Here is a 19,727-nt window from a genome sequence, read left to right as displayed (position 1 = left end):
ATTATTTAAATATTTAATTATATCGCAGCATTGATTTTTCTTTGAGATAGACTCAAAAACCTGTAAACAAGCAAAGCTGCTGAAACAGTTAGACCAAGACCAAGGGCAATCCACATGCCGAAAGCGCCCATCTTTAGCGGAACACAAAGTACATAACCCAACGGAATTGCAATAAGCCAGTAGGCGATAAAGGTGATGATTGATGGGATTTTCACGTCCTGTATTCCCCGGAGACTTCCCAGAGCCACCACCTGAATACCATCCGAAAGTTGGAACAGTGCAGCGATAATCATGAGTTTTGCAGCAAGCTGAACCACATCTACATCTTCAGGTTTCGTAAAGAATGTGGGCAGAATGTGTCTTCCGATGATAAAAAACAAACCACAAACAAACATAAAAATAAATACGAGTTTCAGGTTATTAATGCCTATATTTTTTAATCCCACATAGTCCCTTTCTCCTAATTTTCGGCCAATCAAAACGGTTGATGCCACGCTGAATCCGACACAGAGATTAAAGGTAAATGATGCCATTGAGAGTGCAATCTGGTGTGATGCAATGTCTTTTGCCGATACCAGACCACAGATGAAAGCAGCACCCGCAAATGCTGTAACTTCAAAAAACATTTGTAACGCAGTAGGAAATCCTATTTTCAGCATTTTTCTGAACATTTCTTTGGAAAATTCTGCGATTTTTAAAGAAAATGCTTTGATGTATCTTCTTGTTTTTTCCTCTTTCAGCAATACATAGTAAAGAAATACCATCATAAAAATTCTTGCAATTAAACTGGCTAAGGCAGAACCTTTTACGCCCATCGGAGGAAATCCGAACATTCCTTTTATGAAAACATAATTCAAACCAACATTAATAACGTTTGCAATAATGGTAGCTTTGGTAACACCGATTGTATACGACAAACCCTCGGAAACTTCACGCAGTGTCTGGAAAACCATGAACGGTAGGATGCTTATCGTCATAATGCTGAGAAAACCTATCGTGTCAGGAATAATTTCTTCCGGCTGATCCATGTGATAGAGGAGAGGCATGGCAGCATAGAGAAGTATCATCAGCAATAAACCAATGCCGATATTAATGACAAATCCATGGCGGAATACAGAATTGATGACGCTGTGCTTTTCCTGCGAATGTGCCTCAGAAACCAATGGCGGAATAGCAAATGAAAATCCCAGCGCAAATACGAAAATCGAGAAAAACACAGCATTTCCCAGGGAAACCGATGCCAGAGCCTGCGCACCCAGAAGTTTACCGACAATAATATTATCGAATAAATTAACCGAAACCTGGCCCACCTGTGTAATCATTACCGGAAGCGCCAGTGTGAGACACGCTTTGGTGTATTGCTTATTGAAAAATTTCATAAAAAAAATTTGCAGCAAAAATACTGCAAACTTCCTGGTTTATTTATTTAATGTTATTATTTCCTTACAAAATTCTCAACATCCTCTGCCGAAACCGGATTTGAGCCTAAGATAATGAGCCGTTCTACTACGTTACGGAGCTCCCGGATATTACCGGTCCAACTGAAATTCTCGAGGGCTGCAATGGCTTTCTCATCAAAAGCTTTTTGTGCGGTTCCGTGTTCCTCAGAGATAATTTTTGAAAAATGTTCAACCAACAGTCGAATATCTTCTTTTCGTTCATCCAGCGGTGGAACATAAATTTCAATAACCGAAAGCCTGTGATAAAGGTCTTCTCTGAACTTTCCGGCTTCAATTTCGGCTTTCATATTTTTATTGGTGGCCGCCAAAACTCTAACGTCAACCTTAATCTCTTTATCGCTGCCAACAGGCGAAACTTTGCTTTCCTGCAGTGCACGAAGTACTTTTGCCTGTGCAACAAGACTCATATCACCAATTTCATCAAGGAAAATGGTTCCGTTATTTGCAAGTTCGAATTTCCCCTGCTTATCTTTAATCGCTCCCGTAAAACTTCCTTTCACATGACCGAAAAGTTCAGATTCAATAAGTTCCGAGGGAATTGCTGCACAGTTTACTTCAATCATTGGCCCTTTGCTTCGGTCACTTTGCGCATGTATGGAGTGGGCTACAAGTTCTTTTCCGGCTCCGTTTGGTCCTGTAATTAAAACCCTGGCATCGGAAGTTGCTACTTTTTCTATCATGTCCTGAATTTTCTTCAGGGCAGCAGACTGACCGATCATCTGGTATTTTTTATTGACTTTCTTTTTTAAAGTCGTGTTTTCTACTTTAAGAACCTGGTTGGTTCTGGTGAGGTTTCTTTTGTCTAAAGCATTTTTTACACTCGTAATAAGGCGGTTAATGTCAATTGGTTTCGATATAAAATCATAAGCACCTTCCTTCAGACAATCTACCGCAGTATCGATGTCTGCATGTCCGGAAATCATTACAAAAGTAGTGTCGGGTTTTAACTGTAAAGCCTGTTTCAACAGTTCAGTACCCGAAACTTTAGGCATTTTAATATCGGAAACCACCAAAGCGAAATCTTCTTTCTCAATATGCTTTAATCCTTCCAGACCGTCTTCGGCAATTACAAATTCGTAATCCGGCAGTTCATCGGAAAGGATACTTTGAAGTACGCCAGAAATGGCTTTTTCATCTTCAACAATTAAGATTTTTTGCATTAATAAAAATTTATGGATTTAATAAAATTCAGTTTTAGAATTTGCAGAATATGTAGCAATAAACGTACCTAAAACGAATTACAGGTCATATTGTCTTTGCCCGAAAATGGCGGACCCTATTCGGACAGAATTTGCTCCACAAGTGATGGCGAGTGGGTAATCGTCGCTCATTCCCATTGATAAAATTTTTAATGGTTTTTGCAGACACATTTTATCGAATATTTGTTTCAGGAAAGTGAATTCTTTCATCACCTGGTCTTTATTTTCGGTGAACGTCGCCATTCCCATTAAGCCCTGTATTTGTATGTTTGGATAATTACCGTTCAACCAATCTGTGAAAAGTTCTTTGGCTTCATGAATTTCTAAACCGAATTTAGATTCTTCTTCTGCTATTTTCACCTGAAGCAGAATCTTAATTTTCCTGTTATGCTTGGCTGCCTGTCGGTCTATTTCTTCCAATAGTTTAGCTGAATCTACACTTTGTATTGTATCAATAAAATCTGCGATATATTTTACTTTATTGGTTTGCAAATGGCCGATCAGATGCCATTGAATATCCTTTGGAAGCAGCGGTTGCTTTTCACGGAGTTCCTGTACTTTATTTTCACCGAATATACGCTGGCCAAGGCTATAAACCTCCATTATTTTTTCTGCAGGATGAGTTTTTGATACCGCAACAAGCTGTACATCATCTGGTAAATTGTTCTTAACTCTTTGATAATTGGTGTTGATTTCTTTAGAAGACATGAGGTTTTTTGCATAATCAGTAAAAAAGGGTGTTTTTACTGTATTTCGTAATCAAATATAAAGTATTTTTGGTTAAAATAAAAATTATGAAAATAAAAATCTATACTTTCGGTGGGTTGCTGTGTGTGCTGTCAACGATTGTTTTAGCAGGTTGTAATCAGGCAAGTAAGCAGGAAAATTCCGGCGAAGGTAAGCTAGAAGTGACCCAGACAGAAGTTACCGGCAGTTACCAGAAAAAAATGATTGATAAAGATCTCATGTTGAAACTGGATTCGACTTACTCCGTAAACAACTACAGGTATATCAACGAAAAACGTAGTAAGAACAACCCAGATTCCCGTGAATTTTGGTATACTTTAGAAGATCTGGAAGGCTATATCGCTTTTGCAAAAAAAGAAGCCGAAAGCAAAAATCAGAAGGTAACAGGAATAAAAATAAAAATGGGACAATATCCTGAAAAAGGTGATTTTGATTCCCGGTTAGACTCCAAACTCTATGGATATCAGACTGTTTATTTAATTCCGACGGTAATTTCTGATGATAAGGAAGAATCTTCTACAAAACAAAGTTCATCAATGAAAGGTGAAGAAATCGAAGGCGTTCCAGGTATGGATTTTTCTTCGGCAAACCCTCCTTACTAGACCAATGCTATGGAAATTAACAGATTGTATTTAACCGGTGCTTTACTGGTTATTTATTTTATTATTATTATTTTATTAATCATTAGAAGAAAACATTTGGGGCCGCAGATCTGGTATTTTATTATATCCATGATTTTTGTATTCCTATCAGAATTATTCGCGACCATCGGTAAAATAATGTATGGAGAACAATATAATTCAACACCATTTATGTCCGGAGGAGTAATTATTTGTTCTTTAAGTACGGTTCTCATTTATTACTATAAAATTCTCGAAAAGCGGCGTTCGAAGATTATACAGTTAGGAATTATCTGTTTAAATTTTCTGAATATTATACTGTCAGTAATATTTATAGATGATTTCTTTTCATTTCTTCCTTATATAACATACTTTATCACAATATTTCTGCTTTTGCTTTCCATTACGCTTTTTTTCTTTGAAACATTTAATTCCGAGAAAATATTTAACATTATAACCTATTATCCTTTCTGGGTTTCCATAAGCCTTATTGTAATTTATTTGGGCGTTTTACCGCTGATTATTATGAGTAAAAATGCAATTCAGTTATCAATTTCTAAAAATATTTTTCTCATATTACTTTATTCTGTTAACTTTACGGGATATACCATTATGCTGGCAGGTATTTTTTTTAGTAGAAAAGAAATATTAATTATGGATAATCATTGAAAGCCAATGAAGTTGACATATTGATTATAATTTCAACCATCATGATACTGTCCGTAGTATTAATGATGGTTTTGATCTATGTATTCTACGTAAGAAAAAAAGGCGAGTTGTTGCTTTCCCAAAAAGAGAATGACATGAAATTTCAGCAGGAACTTACCCTTGCACAGATTGAGATGCGCGAAGTTACTTTAAACTATATAGGTCAGGAACTGCACGACGATATTGGCCAGAAGCTTTCTGTAGCCAAACTTATGATTAATCAATTGATTTCACAGTGTGATGAAATGGCTAATGTAAGTTTATCGGAGATTAACGAATTGCTGGGGGAAACCATTCAGGACATTAGGAATATGTCAAAAACTTTTATAACGGATCAGGTAGAGCATTTCGGACTTATTGATACCCTGGAAATCGAAATGAACAGAATTGCCAGACTGAAATTAATTGACATTGAACTCCGTAGCAATAAACATGATATTGAAATTAACCCGAAAGATGGGGTTATCATCTTTAGAATCATTCAGGAAAGTGTGAATAATACACTTAAACATTCAAAAGCGAAAAACTTAAATATAGAAGTTAAAGACAGTCCCAAAACACTGAAAATAATCATTCAGGATAATGGGGTAGGAATTAAAGGAGGGAAGACAGACGGTTCCGGACTTAACAATATGAAGAAAAGAGCTTTGATGATGAATGCAGATTTGCAGATTACAAGTAAAGCAAATGTGGGTACAGTTCTAAAACTTATATATCCCAAAAAATAAAAAACATGGAAGCTGTAAAAGTTGCAATTGTGGATGATCACAAGCTGGTTTCTAAAGCGCTTGAAAATATGATTTCACTGAATCCTAACTTTCAGGTTACGATGAACTGTTTCAACGGACAGGATTTTATAGACGAGCTGGAGAAAGTAAAAACTTATCCCGATGTTGTTTTAATGGACATTAATATGCCGATTAAAAACGGTATTGAAACGACGGCGGAAATTTCACGTAAATTTCCTAATCTCAAAGTAATCGCTTTAACAATGGAGGATAATGAAGGAACAATTATTAAAATGATGAAAGCCGGCGCTAAAGGCTATCTGCTCAAAGATATGTCGCCCGATATTCTTTTTAATGCCATTAATATCGTGCATGAAAAAGGCATTTTTTATACCGATATGGTTACCCAGAGTCTTTTGAAAATTAAAACTGAAGAAAAATTCATGAAAAACCTGAATGAAACTTTAAAAGACCGTGAACTGGAATTTATTAAACTTGCCTGCTCCGAACTTACCTATAGGGAAATTGCAGATCAGATGTTCGTAAGTCCCCGTACCATAGATGGTTACAGAGATTCAATTTTTCTGAAACTTAATGTAAAAACCCGCGTCGGTATTGTTCTTTTTGCAATAAAACACAACTTATGTTAAAAAAGGGTGTTTTCACGGTATTTTTAAGATAATTATTAATTACTTTTGTGGTATCAAATATGACACAAATAATGAAAAAAAGAGAACCGGTTTTTGGCTGGTTCTTTTTTATTTTTAAATACCAAAAAAGTAAGTATTTAAATCGCTTAAAGCATGTTTACAATTTTTAATATTTACGCATCAATAGCTCCCTCAAAATCTTCACTCCTTCAGTCGCGGAAGTTTTAAAAAAGTTCTCATATTTTGCATAACTGTTTTCAAGATTTGGGTCGATGACAAAAATTTCGCAGTTCGCCGGAACATAATCTATAAGCCCAGCAGCCGGATAAACCTGCATAGAAGTTCCGATAATTAAAAAAATCTCTGCTTCTGAAGCTAACTGAATTGCCTTCTCCATTTCAGGAACAATTTCACCAAACCAAACAATGTGCGGACGGAGCTGAACACCATTGGCATCGCAATCACCCACATATAAATCTTTTTCCCAGTGGAAAATTTCAGTTTCTGAATTAAGTGGACGTACTTTCAACAGTTCACCATGAAGATGGATAACCTTACTTGAGCCCGCTCTTTCATGAAGATCATCTACATTTTGGGTAATAATTTCCACATCAAAAAACGCTTCCAGTTCCGCTAATATTAAGTGTGCAGCATTTGGTTTTACTTCCAAAAGTTGTTTTCTTCTAGCGTTATAAAAGTCAAGTACCATCTGCGGATTTTTTTGAAATCCTTCAAAACTCGCTACATCCTCAATGCGGTGATTTTCCCACAACCCATTTGAATCCCGAAAAGTCTTCACGCCGCTTTCTGCAGAAATCCCTGCACCGGAAAATACTACCAATTTCTTTTTCATGATTCTACTTTAAAAATAATTATTAATGTTGCTAAAACCTGCTTTAAAAGACTGCGGCTTAAATTTATGGAAATTGTTTACAAAATCGCTAAATTTGTAAGCATAATAAAATATATTCAAAATGTCAAAGAAAGCCATTTTAGCCATATTGGACGGGTGGGGATTAGGAACTGACCCGGAAGTTTCAGCTATTGCTCAGGCAAACACCCCTTTTATCGATTCCTGTTATAATAATTTCCCTAATACAACGCTGGAAGCCAGCGGAATTGCTGTCGGCTTGCCTTTCGGGCAGATGGGGAATTCGGAAGTAGGCCACATGAATTTAGGCGCCGGAAGGGTTGTTTATCAAAATCTGGTAAAACTTAACATGGCTGTCGAAAATGCAACTTTAGGAAAAGAAAATGTAATTACCCAGGCGTTTGAATATGCGAGTTTGAACAAGAAAAAAGTTCATTTTATTGGATTGGTTTCTGATGGAGGCGTTCATTCCCATATCAATCATTTAAAAGGTTTGCTCACCGCAGCGCATGAGTATGGCTTGAATGACGATGTTTTTGTGCACGCATTTACTGATGGACGCGACTGTGATCCGCATTCGGGGAAGGGTTTTATCGCAGAAATTTTAGATCACATGAAACTTACGACAGGGAAACTCGCTTCAGTTACCGGAAGATATTACGCGATGGATCGTGATAAGAGATGGGAGCGTGTAAAATTAGCTTATGATGCCCTTGTAAAAGGATTAGGTGAGCCTACACATGATATTTTATCTACATTCGACAACTGTTATAAAGACGGAATTACCGACGAATTCATGCGTCCGATTATTTGCCTAAAAGAAAGTAATTTGCCTGTTACTAAGATTGAAAATGATGATGTGGTTTTCTGTTTCAACTTCCGGACGGATCGCGGGCGGGAAATTACAGAAGTCCTTTCACAGAACGATTTTCCTGAATTTGGAATGAACCATCTGAATCTTTATTATGTTACAATGACGAACTATGATAAAGATTATAAAAACATTAAAGTGGTTTTCGACGAAAAGGTTCTGGAGCAAACCATCGGCGAAATTTTAGAGCGTAACGGAAAAACCCAGATTAGGGTAGCAGAAACTGAGAAATATCCGCATGTTACGTTTTTCTTTTCCGGCGGAAGAGAAGACGAATTTTTAGGAGAAAGAAGATTGCTTTGCCCAAGCCCGAAAGATGTTCCGACTTACGATTTCAAACCGGAAATGTCTGCTTATGACATTACAGAAAAAATTCTCCCGGAAATCGAAAATGAGACAGCAGATTTTATCTGCCTGAATTTTGCAAATACCGATATGGTAGGCCATACTGGCGTATTTTCTGCGGCCGTGAAAGCTGCGGAAACCGTAGATTCCTGCATCCAGAAAGTTGCAACCGCGGGTTATGAACACGGTTATGCCGTTTTCATTCTTGCGGATCATGGAAATTCTGATGTGATGAAAAATCCGGACGGAAGTCCGAATACACAACATTCAACAAATCTGGTTCCGCTGATCGTAATGGATAAAGACCGAGCATGGAATTTAAAACCTGGTAAATTGGGTGATGTTGCTCCTTCAATTTTAACAGTAATGGGCGTTCCGGTTCCGGAAATCATGACCGGAGAAATTCTTGTAAGTTAGTTTTAAATAAAATAATATCTTTTTAGGCGATTAAATTTTAGTTTTTCAAAAAAGCTATGCATGAAATACTAAAATTTAATATATATTTGTCCCTTCTAAAAAGCAAAATAATGTATAATAAATTAGTGAGAATTGAAGTCATGCGGAATTTAGGTAAAGAAGTTGATGACTTTATTTCCTCCTATTTAACGCCTGTTGAAAAAATTTGGCAACCTACAGATTTCCTTCCGGATCCCTCTGCAGATAGTTTTAAGCACGATGTAGAGGAGCTTCAGACCTATGCTCAGGAAATGGGATACGATCTTTTTGTTACCCTAATCGGCGACTGTATTACCGAAGAGGCATTGCCGAGTTATGAATCCTGGATTATGGGAATCGACGGTGTAGAACAGGAAAACAGATCCGGCTGGTCGCAGTGGGTTAGAAGCTGGACTGCCGAAGAAAACCGTCACGGCGATTTGCTGAACAAATATCTTTATCTCTGTGGGCGCGTAAATATGCGCGAAGTAGAAATTACCACACAGTATTTAATTCAGGACGGTTTCGATATCGGAACGTCTATGGATCCTTACAGAAATTTTGTATATACCAGTTTTCAGGAAACGGCAACCAATATTTCTCACCGTAGAGTAGGCTCTCTTGCCAAACAGACAGGAAATACCAAATTATCGAGAATGTGTGGTGTGATCGCTGCTGACGAAGCCCGACATGCAAAAGCCTACAAACAGTTCGTTACAAGAATATTCGAACTGGATCCATCCGAAATGATGCTTGCTTTTGAAGACATGATGCGTAAAAAAATCGTAATGCCTGCACACCTAATGCGCGAATCTGGCCAGAAAGCAGGTGAACTTTGGGGACATTTCTCCGATGCGGCACAAAGAGCTATGGTTTACACCGGTCAGGATTACATCAACATTCTCAGTGATCTTCTTGCAGACTGGAAAATTGAACATATCTCCGGACTTACCGAAAAAGCTGAAAAAGCACAGGAATATCTAATGAAACTTCCGGCCAGGCTTCAAAGAATTACCGACAGAATTGCAACTCCTGATTTAGAATACCAGTTTAAATGGGTAAAATCATAATACAGCATAATAATTAATTTCTGGGAGTGGTTGTTTTTCAACCGCTCTTTTATTTATTATCTTTGCACATCTGAAATTTTAGAATAATGAAAAGCAATAAAAAACTGGCCATTGATTTCGACGGAACTATTGTTGAAGACGCATATCCCGGAATTGGCAAACCCAAAACTTTTGCATTTGAAACCCTTAAAAAACTTCAGTCCGAAGGTTACAGATTAATTTTGTGGACTTACAGACACGGTAAAACTTTAGATGAAGCTGTAGAATTTTGCAAAAAAAATGGTGTTGAATTTTATGCCGTTAATTCAAGTTTTGAAGGTGAAATTTTTGATCATTCACAAGCTTCGCGAAAAATTGATGCCGATTTATTTATCGATGACAGAAACCTCGGCGGATTTCCGGGTTGGGGCGAAATCTATAACATCATCAATGAAAGAATCGAATTCCGTGTTGAAGGCTCAGAAGTTTTAGCCTATTCTAAAATGAAAAAAGACAAGAAAAAAGGACTTTTCTGGTAAAAGTTATTTCCTATGATTATATTAAAGACACTCGACGAGCTGAGGCTGATGCGCGAAAGTGCACAACTCGTTTCCAAAACTTTAGGAATGCTTGCCAAAGAAATAAAACCCGGCGCTACAACCAACCATTTGGATAAACTTGGTGGCGAATTCATCCGGGATCATGGTGGCGAACCTGCATTTTTAGGAATGTACGGTTTCCCAAAAAACCTTTGTATTTCGCCTAACGCAGAAGTAGTACACGGCATTCCGAACGACAAACCTTTGGTGGAAGGCGACATCCTTTCAGTGGATTGTGGTGTGTATATGAATGGTTTTTATGGGGACCATGCCTATTCATTCGAGGTGGGCGAAGTAGCTCCAGAGACCAAAAAACTGCTGAAGGTTACCAAAGAATCTTTATACAAAGGCATTGCACAGTGCGTCCGCGGAAAAAGAGTAGGAGATATCTCCAATGCCATTCAGGAACATTGTGAAAAACACGGTTATGGTGTTGTGCGCGAATTGGTTGGGCACGGTTTGGGCAGAAAAATGCACGAAGATCCTCAGGTTCCGAATTACGGCAGAAAAGGCAGCGGAAAAGTTTTAAAAGACGGAATTGTACTCGCCATCGAACCTATGGTAAATTTAGGAACCGAAAAAGTGAAGTTTCACGATGATGGATGGACGGTGACTTCTCTCGACAATTCACCTTCTGCGCATTTCGAACATGATGTTTGTATTATTAATGGCAAACCCGTTTTGCTTTCAACATTCAGCTATATTTATGAAGCGCTGGGAATTGTAAGCGACGAAGAAAAACCATTTACGCTGGATTTTTAATGAAAAAAATCGCCAAATTCCTTTTAAACAAAATCCCAAGACCAATGCTTATTAACTTAAGCATTTTTCTTCGGCCGTTGATTTATCAGTTGTTTAAAGGCAATACATTCACGGATCCAATCGACGGCAAATCTTACCGTAAATTTTTACCTTACGGATACGGAAGACAGCGCGAAAATGCACTTTCTCCGGGAACTTTAAGTCTCGAAAGACACCGCCAAATGTGGCTTTATCTGAAAAATGAAACCGATTTTTTTACCAAAAATTACAAAGTTCTTCACATTGCGCCTGAACAGGAATTTCTAAGGAAATTCAAAAAAATGAAGAATCTGGACTATACATCAGCCGATTTATTTTCACCGATTGTTGATGTAAAAGCAGATATTCTGGATCTACCTTTTGAAGATGAAAGCTTTGACATCATTTTTTGCAATCACGTTTTGGAGCATATTGAAGACGACAGAAAGGCGATGAGCGAGCTTTATCGCATAATGAGAAAAGGCGGATGGGGAATTTTTCAGGTTCCGATGAAGAATTCTTTAGAAAAAACCTACGAAGATTTCAGTATTAAAGATCCTAAAGAAAGGCAGAAACATTTCGGTCAGTACGACCACGTTCGCTGGTACGGAATGGATTACTTTGAAAGACTAAAAAGTGTTGGTTTTCAAACCGATATCAATTTTTATTCAAGAAAATTTTCCGATGAAGACCGAAAAAAATTTGGTCTTATTGAAAATGAAATCCTTCCGGTAGTTTTCAAATAATAACAATTCAATTATCGCTATCTTTGCAAGATAGTTTTCAGAACAGGGAATTCCGATTCATCACCATTCTGAAAAATCACTTAAATTTCAATTAAAATGCACAAGGCAGGATTCGTAAATATCGTTGGGAAACCCAATGTCGGGAAATCGACACTTCTCAATAAACTGATGGGCGAAAAACTCGCAATCGTAACCCAGAAAGCACAAACCACAAGACACAGGATTTTCGGGATGTATAACGAAGAAGATTTACAGATTGTATTCTCGGATACGCCGGGAGTTTTGGATCCCAAGTACGGTTTGCAGGAAAAAATGATGGATTTTGTGAAGGATTCTCTTCAGGATGCCGATGTTTTCTTGTTTATTGTTGATATTTTAGATAAAACTGAACCTTTTGAATTTTTGGTAGAAAAACTCAATAAAATTCCGGTTCCGGTTCTTATTCTGATCAATAAAATTGACGAATCCAACCAGGAAGATCTTGAAAAAGCAATGGAGCAGTGGCACGAAAGAATTCCAAAGGCTGAAATTCTTCCTATCTCTGCTTTAAAAGGTTTCAATACCGAAGTAATCTTACCAAAACTGAAATCTTTGCTTCCGGAAAATCCACCATATTACGATAAAGATCTTTATACCGATAAGCCTGAAAGATTCTTCGTTAACGAAGCGATCCGTGAAAAAATCCTGTTGAATTACGAGAAAGAAATTCCGTATTCTGTAGAAGTTGTTACCGAAATGTTTAAGGAAAAAGAAGGAATTATCTTCATTGACTCCATTATTTATGTTGAAAGAGACACCCAAAAAGGAATTATTATCGGTCATAAAGGTGAAGCCATTAAGAAAGTTGGAACCGAAGCGCGACTTGATCTGGAAAAATTCTTCGCCAAAAAAATACATCTGAATCTTTTTGTAAAAGTGAAAAAAGACTGGCGGAAAAATGAAAGGGATTTAAAGAATTTCGGATATCGATAAACAAAAAGCCCAGCCATTGCGTTTTACAAAGGATTTTCTTATTTTTGGTAAAAATTGATACATGAATTATTTTACTTCAACGAAAAGCAATCCTTTAATTATAGATATTGTTCTTCTTGTTATTAGAATTTTTGTTGGTTTTGCAATGCTGTCGCATGGTTTTCCTAAGCTGCAGGACTTGCTGTCAGGTGAAGAAATTCAGTTTTTCAGTTTTATGGGTCTGAGTGCTAAAACATCGCTCACCTTAGCGGTTTTTGCTGAATTTGTGTGTTCTATTTTTATCATCCTCGGCCTTTTTACGAGGTTTGCAGTATTCTTTCTGATCATTACAATGGCAGTTGCCGGACTTATTGTACACGGCGGAGATCCTTTCCAGAAAAAAGAAACCAGTTTGCTATATCTCTCTGTTTATCTCATGCTTTTTGCTTTCGGTCCGGGGAAATTCTCGGTCGATTACATGATTGGCAGAAGGAAAGAAAACAATTGGTAACATCAGCTTACATTGAAAATTACAAATGCATTAACGCAAGTTTCTGCATTTTTTTATAAAACCAAATCTAATATTTATGAGAATTAAACTAACATTAGTTGCCCTTCTCTACGCAGGATTTACCTTTGCGCAAGAGAGCATAACCTACCAGCAGCCTTCTGCTGAAATTCTTCAGCTTGCAGATTTCCAGCGGGCACCAAGTGTAATGATGGACAGTAAAAAGGAATGGCTCATTTTTTCTTACCGCCCAACGTACAAATCTCTTGATGATCTTAATCAGGAAGAAATGCGCCTTGCAGGTTTACGGGTAAATCCTGTGACCAATATTTCGAGTACCATTACTTATGTTAACAATTTAAAAGTCAGAAGATTAAAAGACAAGACCGAAATTCAGGTTAAAGGGCTTCCAGCGAACGCTAAAATTGCTTACACCAGCTTTTCACCAGACGAAAAGAAACTTGCATTTACCAACACCACAGCCAAAGGAGTAGAACTTTGGATACTTGATCTGGCCACTGCTACCGCAAAAAAACTTACAGGCGATCATCTAAATGCCAATTTAGGCACTCCGTATGTTTGGATGAAAGATTCGGAAACACTTTTGGTAAAGCAGATTCCTGCCAGCAGAAGTGCGCTGATTGATGATAAAAAAATGCTTCCGGCCGGACCTACGGTTTCAAACGCTGACGGAAAATTATCCCAAAACAGAACTTATCAGGATTTGCTTAAAAACCCACAGGATGAAGCCAATTTCGAAACTTTAGCCAAAGCAGAACTTGTAAAAGTTTCGCTTAACGGGAACCAGCAGCCTTTCAAGCCGGCAGCAATTTATTCAGGGATGAGTTTTTCACCGGACGGAAGCTACTTGATGCTTACGACCATCCAGCGGCCTTATTCGTATATCGTTCCGCTGAGCCGTTTCCCGATGACTTCTACAGTTTTCGATAAAGACGGAAATTCAGTGAAAACTGTAAATGAAATTCCGCTCACCGAAATTATGCCTAAAGGATTTTCTTCGGTAAGAACGGGAAAGAGAAATATGAGCTGGAGAGACGATCAGCCTGCAACTTTAGTATATGCAGAAGCTTTAGATGGAGGCGACCAATCTAAAAATGTAGATTACCGCGACGAGATTTTCCTTTGGGAAGCACCTTTCAACAATACACCGAAATCTTTTTTTAAAACCAAACAGCGTTTCAGCGGTATCGATTGGTCAAATGGAGATTTCGCCATTATTTCCGACAGTTGGTATGATACGAGAAATACCAAATCTTATCTCATCAATTTAAAGAATAACAGTTCAAAAATCATTGACGACCGCAATTATCAGGATGTTTACAGTGATCCGGGTAACTTTAATACGACAAAAAACCAATACGGAAGAACGGTTATTGATACCAAAAACAACAAAGCGTATCTTGTAGGCGAAGGATTTACAAAAGACGGCCAGTTTCCTTTTATTGATGAAGTAGATATGAGTTCTTCATTGAAAAAGAGAATTTACACCTCGAAACTGAAGAATTCCAAAGAAAATATCATCGATATTTTAGATGCGAAATCCGGAAATGTTCTTGTGGTAGAACAGTCATCCAACCAATATCCGAATTATTCTATCAGAAATATTAAAAACGGAAAGGGAACTGCGGTAACTCATTTCGCAAATCCTTTTGAAAGCATTAAAAATGTATACAAAGAGGTAATTAAATACAAAAGAAATGATGGAGTAGAACTTACCGGAACGCTTTATCTGCCGGCAAACTTCGACAGAAAAAACCCGAAAGAAAAATTACCTCTGCTAATTTGGGCTTATCCTACAGAATACAAAGACAAAAATACGGCAGGACAAAACACCCAAAATCCTAACGATTTTACTTTCCCAAGTTACGGTTCGTTTATTTATTGGGTAAACAAAGGTTACGCGGTTTTGGATGATGCTGCTTTCCCGATTATTGGTGAAGGAAAAGCAGAACCGAACGACACATTTTTGCCTCAGTTGGTTGCCAACGGTAAGGCAGCCATTGATGCCGTAGATAAATTAGGCTATATCGACAGATCCAAAGTTGCAGTTGGCGGACATTCTTACGGCGCATTTATGACTGCAAACCTGTTGACGCATTCTAAAGATTATGCTTGTGGAATTGCCAGAAGCGGGGCTTATAACAGAACACTTACGCCGTTTGGATTCCAGTCTGAGCAAAGAAATTATTGGGATGTACCGGAAGTTTACAACACCATGTCGCCATTTATGAATGCTGACAAGATGAAAACGCCAATGTTGCTGATTCACGGTGAAGCTGATAATAATCCGGGAACATTTACTTTGCAAACGGAAAGGTACTTCCAGGCACTGAAAAATCTTGGTGCACCGGTAAGAATGGTACTTTTGCCAAAAGAATCTCATGGGTATGCAGCCAAAGAAAGTATTCTGCATGTTTTATGGGAGCAGGATCAGTTCCTTGAGAAATGTCTGAAAAAATAATAATGAAAAGTCTTCCGTAATGCGGAAGACTTTTTTAATATCTGTGGTTTAGGTTACCGCATTTTTATGAGAATGGATAGAAGCATATATTCTAATAAAAAAACATTAAACTCCTTTATCTGAAAATAATCCAATTTAACATAATATAAATTATAGGAGTTTTTTATAATTTTACCTTTTTTAATAAAAAAATAAATTATCACTATCTTTACTGCGTTTTTAACCGTTATTGTTACTTTTCTGTAACCGTATATTTGCTCAATTCTATAACCGTAAATATCATCAGTATGAAATACTTTCTTTTAATACCTGCAATTGGTTTTTCCTTATTCAGCTGTAATCAAAATTCTGATAAAAAAAATCTTGCAGCCGATTCTCAGGCATCAGAAAATTTAGAAACGTGTTATGAAGCTGTACACGGTCAGGATTCCGTAAAACTTTCTGTAATTTATTCTGCCGGAAATATAACGGGAAGTTTACTGTACAATAATCCGCAGGCCAGCAATTCGTCATCAGGAACTTTCACAGGAACCAAATCCGGAGATACACTGAAGTTATTGTCCAGAACTGTAACCGGCGGAAATATCAGTTTCAACGAAATTTATCTTCTGAAAAAATCCGGTAAACTCTATGAAGGCATTGGTGAAGTTGAAAAAATTAATGATTCCACTACAGTTTTTTCAGATCCTACAAAAATCGATTTTAACAAGAGTTTTGTTTTTAGCAAAACTGAATGTAATTTCTGATCCGACTTAACATAATATACATAAGGCTCAATTTTAAATTTATTTCCCCACAAAAAAATAAACTTTATGAAAAACTTCTTCTTATCAGCATTTATCGTTCTTTCAGCAGTAAGTTGTGAGAAAAAATCTAATGAAACAGTTATTACTGAAGCTACGGCAGATTCTACTGTTGTTGTTCCTGAAAGCAACGAACCTCTTGAATCTTCTACCCTACAGACCTGTTATATGGAAGTAGCTGGAAAAGACACGCTTTTTGTCTCTTTAGATGACAATCTCGGTACGATAACGGGAAAAATGCGTTATAAAAATTTCGAAAAAGACAGCTCTATCGGTGATGTGATGGGAACCCAAAACGGTGATACACTTAAATTAAGTTATACATTTGAGGCAGAAGGTACCACTTCCGACCGTGAAATTTATTTCCTTAGAAAAGACGGAAATTTGATTGAAGGAATTGGTGAGCATAAAACCGAAGGGAACAGAGATTTCTATGCAAATCCCGCCCAGCTAAAATATGAGGGACACACGCTGAAATCTGTTGACTGTACAGACTTTGAGAAAAATTTTAAATCAAAATAAGTGCTTTTAATTTTAAGAAAAACAAAAAAGAGCGACCAGAAATGGTTGCTCTTTTCTTTGAAAAAATAAAACTGATTATAGTACAACAGTCTGAATTGAATGTGCTGGCGCTGATAATTTAGCAGCCTGCCCTTCAATCCATAAATAAGTTTCGATGTCCTGATCAGACTCATTCATGATAACGGTTACCAGTTCACCGTTCTCATTCATGAAAGCGGTCGAAATTAAGGCTGCTCTGTTCGATGAATTACCAATTCTCTGCGATCCCGACTAATAGCACTGGTTGCGTTTTTCTTTTTCACAGATCCATAGTTAATCACCACTACTTCTTCAATCTTCTTTTCTTTCAACGAATCTGCAACCTGGGCATTAACTCCAACAGTGAAATAAAGAACGGCGATTAACCCGAGACTTTTAGAATAATTTAAATTCATTTTATATAGTTTTTATTATCTCAATTTGAGACAATAAATGTATACTTTTTTTTAATACAATAATTATTTTTTTAATTTATTTCAATTTTTCTCCTATTTTTGAGGCTTTAAATACTTAATTTTTGTTAAAAATTAGTTTCAGGAAGCTAATTTTTCTTCCCGAAATATTAACTCAGCAATAAAAAATCTGTTTTTTTAAAGATGATTCAGAATTACTCCAAGATTGCACTTCCTCTTAAAATCAGTTTTCTAATCTTCTCGATGGTTCTGAACTGTATGGGAGTGATTATTCTTCAACTCTCAGCAACGAATATCTCTTATACTAATCTGGGATTTCTCGAGGCTTTTAAGGATTTACCAATAGCGATTTTCTCGCTGTTCGCCGCAACATTTATTAACCGTTTCGGCAGCAAAACTTCTTTAATTTTTTCACTTTTAATTGTAGCCGTTTGTTGTATCTTACTGCCGTTTGTAGGAGGTTTCTGATTTTTTAAACTCTGGTTCGCAATTATGGGAATCTGCTTTTCGGTGGCTAAAATTTCGGTTTACGGTATTTTAAGAAACAATATTTTACAGGAGATTTCGCTTGCGAAAGTCATGAGCAGTGTGGAAGCTTCGTTTATGATCGGAATATTTGTAGTAAATATTGGTTTTGGCTGGCTTCCCTCCAGCCCATATTCAGAATACTAGAAGTTCGGATTCTGGATTATTTCTTTATTAGCTTTCGCCAATGTTTTTCTGCTGATGAAGACAGAAGTCTTAGCGGATGCTGAGCATTCACAGATATTTTCTTTTAGTGAAATTACAGGATTCTTCAACCGCAAATATTTTCTCTTCTTTCTTATTATTTTTTCTATTGTGTTTATTGAGCAGAATTTTAATTCCTAGCTCCCCTCTTTCTACAAAAAACATCTAAATGTAAATTCTTTTTTTGCCCTGCAGGCCTCGGCGTTTCTGGCACTTTTTTCTTACGTCGGAAGAATTGTAACTGCAAGAATTATTCAGCATTTTTCTTTGGCAAGATATTTTATTGGCTGTACCATAGCCATTCTTCTGATGCTTTTCTTATTCCAAACGCTGGTTACAAATGGTTATCTGAAGATTACACTCTTTATTTTCCCATTGATAGGATTATTTCTTTCACCACTTTATCCTGTCATCAGTTCTCAAACGATTAACCACATCCGTAGGGCAGAAATACATCTTTTTACAAGTCTTATCGTAATTTTTTCGTCATTGGGAAGTTCTGTCGGATCCGTTATTATGTCGTATCTATTTCAGTTTGAGTACGGTGGATATTACGCGCTATTTATTTCGGGGGCTGTTATTGTTTTATTATTGTTAAGTTTTATTTATTTCAGGTCTTATGTCTCAAAAAAAGAAAATAATTGTTAGTTTTGTTACATATGAAAGTAGACGACTCAAAAAACAAACAGAATTTACAGGAGCTCATCGATACCAGAGACTTTGTAGAGCATATTTCGGTGGATTGTGTAATCTTTGGATTTCATCACGATATTCTGAAAGTTTTATTGCTAAAATATCACGATTTAGATCTTTGGTATTTGCCGGGCGGATTTGTCTTTAATGATGAAGATCTACGCGAAGCTGCTTGCCGTGTGCTTTATGAACGAACTCACCTCTCGGATATTTTTTTAGAACAGTTTCACACTTTCGGCCGCAAAAACCGAACGGAGAATAATGTTCACCAGATTCTACTGAAGAATAAAAAGATCGACGTTCCGCCAGATCACTGGATTTTTCAGCGTTTTATCACGGTAGGATACTGCAGTCTCATCGATTTTTCATTGGTAGATACTTTTCCCAATGCTTTTAACGAAACATGCGCATGGTTCGAAGTAAATAAACTTCCGAAAATGGCTTTCGATCACGAAAGAATTATCAACTGCGGTTTAGAGCATATCCGTAAAAATATCGACACCCAAATTGTCGCCAGTAATCTGCTGCCCGAAAAATTTACCATGAAGGAACTCCAAACCGTGTATGAAACTGTGCTTGATGAAAAATTCCGCAGAAATAATTTTCAGCGTAAAATCTTGGCCCTTAACTCATTGGAACGACTCGAGAAATTTTTCGATGGTTCTGCCAATAAAGCACCGTATCTCTACAAGTTTGCCGACAAAAAATAAATATTAAACTGCTTATTTTTTGCCGAAAGATTTCCTCACCTTTGCGAAAAATCCTAATTTAGGCAAAAC

The 19,727-nt window shown here is 37.1% G+C and carries 22 protein-coding genes and 1 pseudogene; 17 read left to right on the top strand and 6 right to left on the bottom strand.

What is annotated here, in order from left to right:
- Positions 1-17: 17 nt before the first annotated feature.
- The 3 genes from OK344_RS08865 to OK344_RS08855 all read right to left on the bottom strand — a co-directional run bounded on the left by OK344_RS08865 (position 18) and on the right by OK344_RS08855 (position 3,367).
- Entirely contained in the window at positions 18-1,379 is a 1,362-nt protein-coding gene (locus OK344_RS08865) for an MATE family efflux transporter (RefSeq protein WP_265144454.1), read from the bottom strand.
- A 56-nt stretch (positions 1,380-1,435) separates the two neighbouring features.
- Complete coding sequence (locus OK344_RS08860; RefSeq protein ID WP_265144453.1) at positions 1,436-2,620, bottom strand: sigma-54-dependent transcriptional regulator; 1,185 nt, start codon at positions 2,618-2,620, stop codon at positions 1,436-1,438.
- Between the two features lie 78 nt (positions 2,621-2,698).
- Positions 2,699-3,367: a YggS family pyridoxal phosphate-dependent enzyme gene (locus OK344_RS08855; RefSeq protein ID WP_265144452.1), complete on the bottom strand. Its 669-nt coding sequence runs from the start codon at positions 3,365-3,367 to the stop codon at positions 2,699-2,701.
- An 86-nt stretch (positions 3,368-3,453) separates the two neighbouring features.
- On the opposite strand from OK344_RS08855, the gene OK344_RS08850 reads away from it, so the two are divergent.
- The 3 genes from OK344_RS08850 (at position 3,454) to OK344_RS08840 (ending at position 6,112) form a co-directional block, all read left to right on the top strand.
- On the top strand, positions 3,454-4,008 hold the full coding sequence (locus OK344_RS08850; protein ID WP_265144451.1) for a hypothetical protein: 555 nt from the start codon (positions 3,454-3,456) through the stop codon (positions 4,006-4,008).
- A gap of 728 nt (positions 4,009-4,736) precedes the next feature.
- The gene (locus tag OK344_RS08845) at positions 4,737-5,462 is read left to right on the top strand and encodes a sensor histidine kinase (RefSeq protein ID WP_265144450.1); all 726 of its coding nucleotides are present in this window, start codon (positions 4,737-4,739) and stop codon (positions 5,460-5,462) included.
- A 5-nt stretch (positions 5,463-5,467) separates the two neighbouring features.
- Positions 5,468-6,112 (top strand): response regulator transcription factor, encoded by a 645-nt coding sequence (locus OK344_RS08840; RefSeq protein WP_088469164.1) that lies wholly within the window; start codon positions 5,468-5,470, stop codon positions 6,110-6,112.
- 166 nt (positions 6,113-6,278) lie between these two features.
- Here the strand turns inward: OK344_RS08840 and OK344_RS08835 are convergent, their stop codons facing one another.
- Positions 6,279-6,965 carry an SIR2 family NAD-dependent protein deacylase gene (locus OK344_RS08835; RefSeq protein ID WP_265144449.1) on the bottom strand — a complete coding sequence of 229 codons (687 nt, stop codon included), beginning with the start codon at positions 6,963-6,965 and terminating at the stop codon, positions 6,279-6,281.
- A gap of 121 nt (positions 6,966-7,086) precedes the next feature.
- Between OK344_RS08835 and gpmI the strand changes: the two genes are divergently transcribed.
- From gpmI to OK344_RS08785, 10 genes are all read left to right on the top strand, one after another.
- The gene (gpmI, locus tag OK344_RS08830) at positions 7,087-8,616 is read left to right on the top strand and encodes a 2,3-bisphosphoglycerate-independent phosphoglycerate mutase (RefSeq protein WP_265144448.1); all 1,530 of its coding nucleotides are present in this window, start codon (positions 7,087-7,089) and stop codon (positions 8,614-8,616) included.
- 110 nt (positions 8,617-8,726) lie between these two features.
- Positions 8,727-9,704 carry an acyl-ACP desaturase gene (locus OK344_RS08825; protein WP_088469167.1) on the top strand — a complete coding sequence of 326 codons (978 nt, stop codon included), beginning with the start codon at positions 8,727-8,729 and terminating at the stop codon, positions 9,702-9,704.
- Positions 9,705-9,790: 86 nt separating this feature from the next.
- Positions 9,791-10,222, top strand: a complete 432-nt coding sequence (locus OK344_RS08820; protein ID WP_265144447.1) for a BT0820 family HAD-type phosphatase — start codon at positions 9,791-9,793, stop codon at positions 10,220-10,222.
- A gap of 12 nt (positions 10,223-10,234) precedes the next feature.
- Positions 10,235-11,044: a type I methionyl aminopeptidase gene (gene map / locus OK344_RS08815; protein WP_265144446.1), complete on the top strand. Its 810-nt coding sequence runs from the start codon at positions 10,235-10,237 to the stop codon at positions 11,042-11,044.
- Positions 11,044-11,808: a class I SAM-dependent methyltransferase gene (locus OK344_RS08810; protein WP_265144445.1), complete on the top strand. Its 765-nt coding sequence runs from the start codon at positions 11,044-11,046 to the stop codon at positions 11,806-11,808. The genes map and OK344_RS08810 overlap by 1 nt, the downstream gene beginning before the upstream one ends.
- 96 nt (positions 11,809-11,904) lie before the next feature.
- Entirely contained in the window at positions 11,905-12,780 is an 876-nt protein-coding gene (gene era, locus OK344_RS08805) for a GTPase Era (RefSeq protein WP_265144444.1), read from the top strand.
- 61 nt (positions 12,781-12,841) lie between these two features.
- A complete protein-coding gene (locus OK344_RS08800; protein WP_088469172.1) occupies positions 12,842-13,270 on the top strand; it encodes a DoxX family protein in 429 nt (142 codons plus the stop codon).
- A gap of 76 nt (positions 13,271-13,346) precedes the next feature.
- Positions 13,347-15,749, top strand: a complete 2,403-nt coding sequence (locus OK344_RS08795; RefSeq protein ID WP_265144443.1) for an alpha/beta hydrolase family protein — start codon at positions 13,347-13,349, stop codon at positions 15,747-15,749.
- 287 nt (positions 15,750-16,036) lie between these two features.
- Positions 16,037-16,495, top strand: coding sequence for a hypothetical protein (locus tag OK344_RS08790; protein WP_265144442.1), 459 nt, complete (start codon positions 16,037-16,039; stop codon positions 16,493-16,495).
- A gap of 66 nt (positions 16,496-16,561) precedes the next feature.
- Positions 16,562-17,074: a hypothetical protein gene (locus OK344_RS08785; protein WP_265144441.1), complete on the top strand. Its 513-nt coding sequence runs from the start codon at positions 16,562-16,564 to the stop codon at positions 17,072-17,074.
- Between the two features lie 75 nt (positions 17,075-17,149).
- On the opposite strand, the gene OK344_RS08780 is transcribed toward OK344_RS08785, so the two are convergent.
- Positions 17,150-17,284 carry a glycoside hydrolase family 30 beta sandwich domain-containing protein gene (locus tag OK344_RS08780; RefSeq protein WP_265144440.1) on the bottom strand — a complete coding sequence of 45 codons (135 nt, stop codon included), beginning with the start codon at positions 17,282-17,284 and terminating at the stop codon, positions 17,150-17,152.
- A 14-nt stretch (positions 17,285-17,298) separates the two neighbouring features.
- Positions 17,299-17,508: a hypothetical protein gene (locus tag OK344_RS08775; RefSeq protein WP_265144439.1), complete on the bottom strand. Its 210-nt coding sequence runs from the start codon at positions 17,506-17,508 to the stop codon at positions 17,299-17,301.
- A 201-nt stretch (positions 17,509-17,709) separates the two neighbouring features.
- Between OK344_RS08775 and OK344_RS08770 the strand changes: the two genes are divergently transcribed.
- The 4 genes and pseudogenes from OK344_RS08770 to OK344_RS08755 all read left to right on the top strand — a co-directional run bounded on the left by OK344_RS08770 (position 17,710) and on the right by OK344_RS08755 (position 19,658).
- Complete coding sequence (locus tag OK344_RS08770) at positions 17,710-17,994, top strand: hypothetical protein (protein ID WP_265144438.1); 285 nt, start codon at positions 17,710-17,712, stop codon at positions 17,992-17,994.
- A gap of 24 nt (positions 17,995-18,018) precedes the next feature.
- Complete coding sequence (locus tag OK344_RS08765) at positions 18,019-18,198, top strand: hypothetical protein (RefSeq protein ID WP_265144437.1); 180 nt, start codon at positions 18,019-18,021, stop codon at positions 18,196-18,198.
- Between the two features lie 213 nt (positions 18,199-18,411).
- Positions 18,412-18,903: pseudogene (locus tag OK344_RS08760) on the top strand (MFS transporter); the annotation flags it as partial.
- An 11-nt stretch (positions 18,904-18,914) separates the two neighbouring features.
- Positions 18,915-19,658 carry an NUDIX hydrolase gene (locus tag OK344_RS08755; protein ID WP_265144436.1) on the top strand — a complete coding sequence of 248 codons (744 nt, stop codon included), beginning with the start codon at positions 18,915-18,917 and terminating at the stop codon, positions 19,656-19,658.
- The last annotated feature ends 69 nt before the right edge of the window (positions 19,659-19,727 follow it).

The organism is Kaistella yananensis (genome assembly GCF_026107505.2).
GTDB classification, from domain to species: Bacteria; Bacteroidota; Bacteroidia; order Flavobacteriales; family Weeksellaceae; genus Kaistella; species Kaistella yananensis.
The sequence above is the reverse complement of the archived record's forward strand: the minus strand, read 5'-3'. Positions and strand labels throughout refer to the sequence as shown.

Coding starts and splice junctions, on each gene's coding strand:
- gpmI (WP_265144448.1), top strand. CDS start 7,087: ATGTCAAAGAAAGCCATTTTAGCCATATTGGACGGGTGGGGATTAGGA.
- era (WP_265144444.1), top strand. CDS start 11,905: ATGCACAAGGCAGGATTCGTAAATATCGTTGGGAAACCCAATGTCGGG.
- OK344_RS08765 (WP_265144437.1), top strand. CDS start 18,019: ATGGGAATCTGCTTTTCGGTGGCTAAAATTTCGGTTTACGGTATTTTA.
- OK344_RS08860 (WP_265144453.1), bottom strand. CDS start 2,620: ATGCAAAAAATCTTAATTGTTGAAGATGAAAAAGCCATTTCTGGCGTA.
- OK344_RS08785 (WP_265144441.1), top strand. CDS start 16,562: ATGAAAAACTTCTTCTTATCAGCATTTATCGTTCTTTCAGCAGTAAGT.
- OK344_RS08850 (WP_265144451.1), top strand. CDS start 3,454: ATGAAAATAAAAATCTATACTTTCGGTGGGTTGCTGTGTGTGCTGTCA.
- OK344_RS08825 (WP_088469167.1), top strand. CDS start 8,727: ATGTATAATAAATTAGTGAGAATTGAAGTCATGCGGAATTTAGGTAAA.
- OK344_RS08795 (WP_265144443.1), top strand. CDS start 13,347: ATGAGAATTAAACTAACATTAGTTGCCCTTCTCTACGCAGGATTTACC.
- OK344_RS08790 (WP_265144442.1), top strand. CDS start 16,037: ATGAAATACTTTCTTTTAATACCTGCAATTGGTTTTTCCTTATTCAGC.
- OK344_RS08770 (WP_265144438.1), top strand. CDS start 17,710: ATGATTCAGAATTACTCCAAGATTGCACTTCCTCTTAAAATCAGTTTT.
- OK344_RS08845 (WP_265144450.1), top strand. CDS start 4,737: ATGATACTGTCCGTAGTATTAATGATGGTTTTGATCTATGTATTCTAC.
- OK344_RS08820 (WP_265144447.1), top strand. CDS start 9,791: ATGAAAAGCAATAAAAAACTGGCCATTGATTTCGACGGAACTATTGTT.
- OK344_RS08840 (WP_088469164.1), top strand. CDS start 5,468: ATGGAAGCTGTAAAAGTTGCAATTGTGGATGATCACAAGCTGGTTTCT.
- OK344_RS08855 (WP_265144452.1), bottom strand. CDS start 3,367: ATGTCTTCTAAAGAAATCAACACCAATTATCAAAGAGTTAAGAACAAT.
- OK344_RS08800 (WP_088469172.1), top strand. CDS start 12,842: ATGAATTATTTTACTTCAACGAAAAGCAATCCTTTAATTATAGATATT.
- OK344_RS08810 (WP_265144445.1), top strand. CDS start 11,044: ATGAAAAAAATCGCCAAATTCCTTTTAAACAAAATCCCAAGACCAATG.
- OK344_RS08835 (WP_265144449.1), bottom strand. CDS start 6,965: ATGAAAAAGAAATTGGTAGTATTTTCCGGTGCAGGGATTTCTGCAGAA.
- OK344_RS08775 (WP_265144439.1), bottom strand. CDS start 17,508: ATGAATTTAAATTATTCTAAAAGTCTCGGGTTAATCGCCGTTCTTTAT.
- OK344_RS08780 (WP_265144440.1), bottom strand. CDS start 17,284: ATGAATGAGAACGGTGAACTGGTAACCGTTATCATGAATGAGTCTGAT.
- OK344_RS08755 (WP_265144436.1), top strand. CDS start 18,915: ATGAAAGTAGACGACTCAAAAAACAAACAGAATTTACAGGAGCTCATC.
- OK344_RS08865 (WP_265144454.1), bottom strand. CDS start 1,379: ATGAAATTTTTCAATAAGCAATACACCAAAGCGTGTCTCACACTGGCG.
- map (WP_265144446.1), top strand. CDS start 10,235: ATGATTATATTAAAGACACTCGACGAGCTGAGGCTGATGCGCGAAAGT.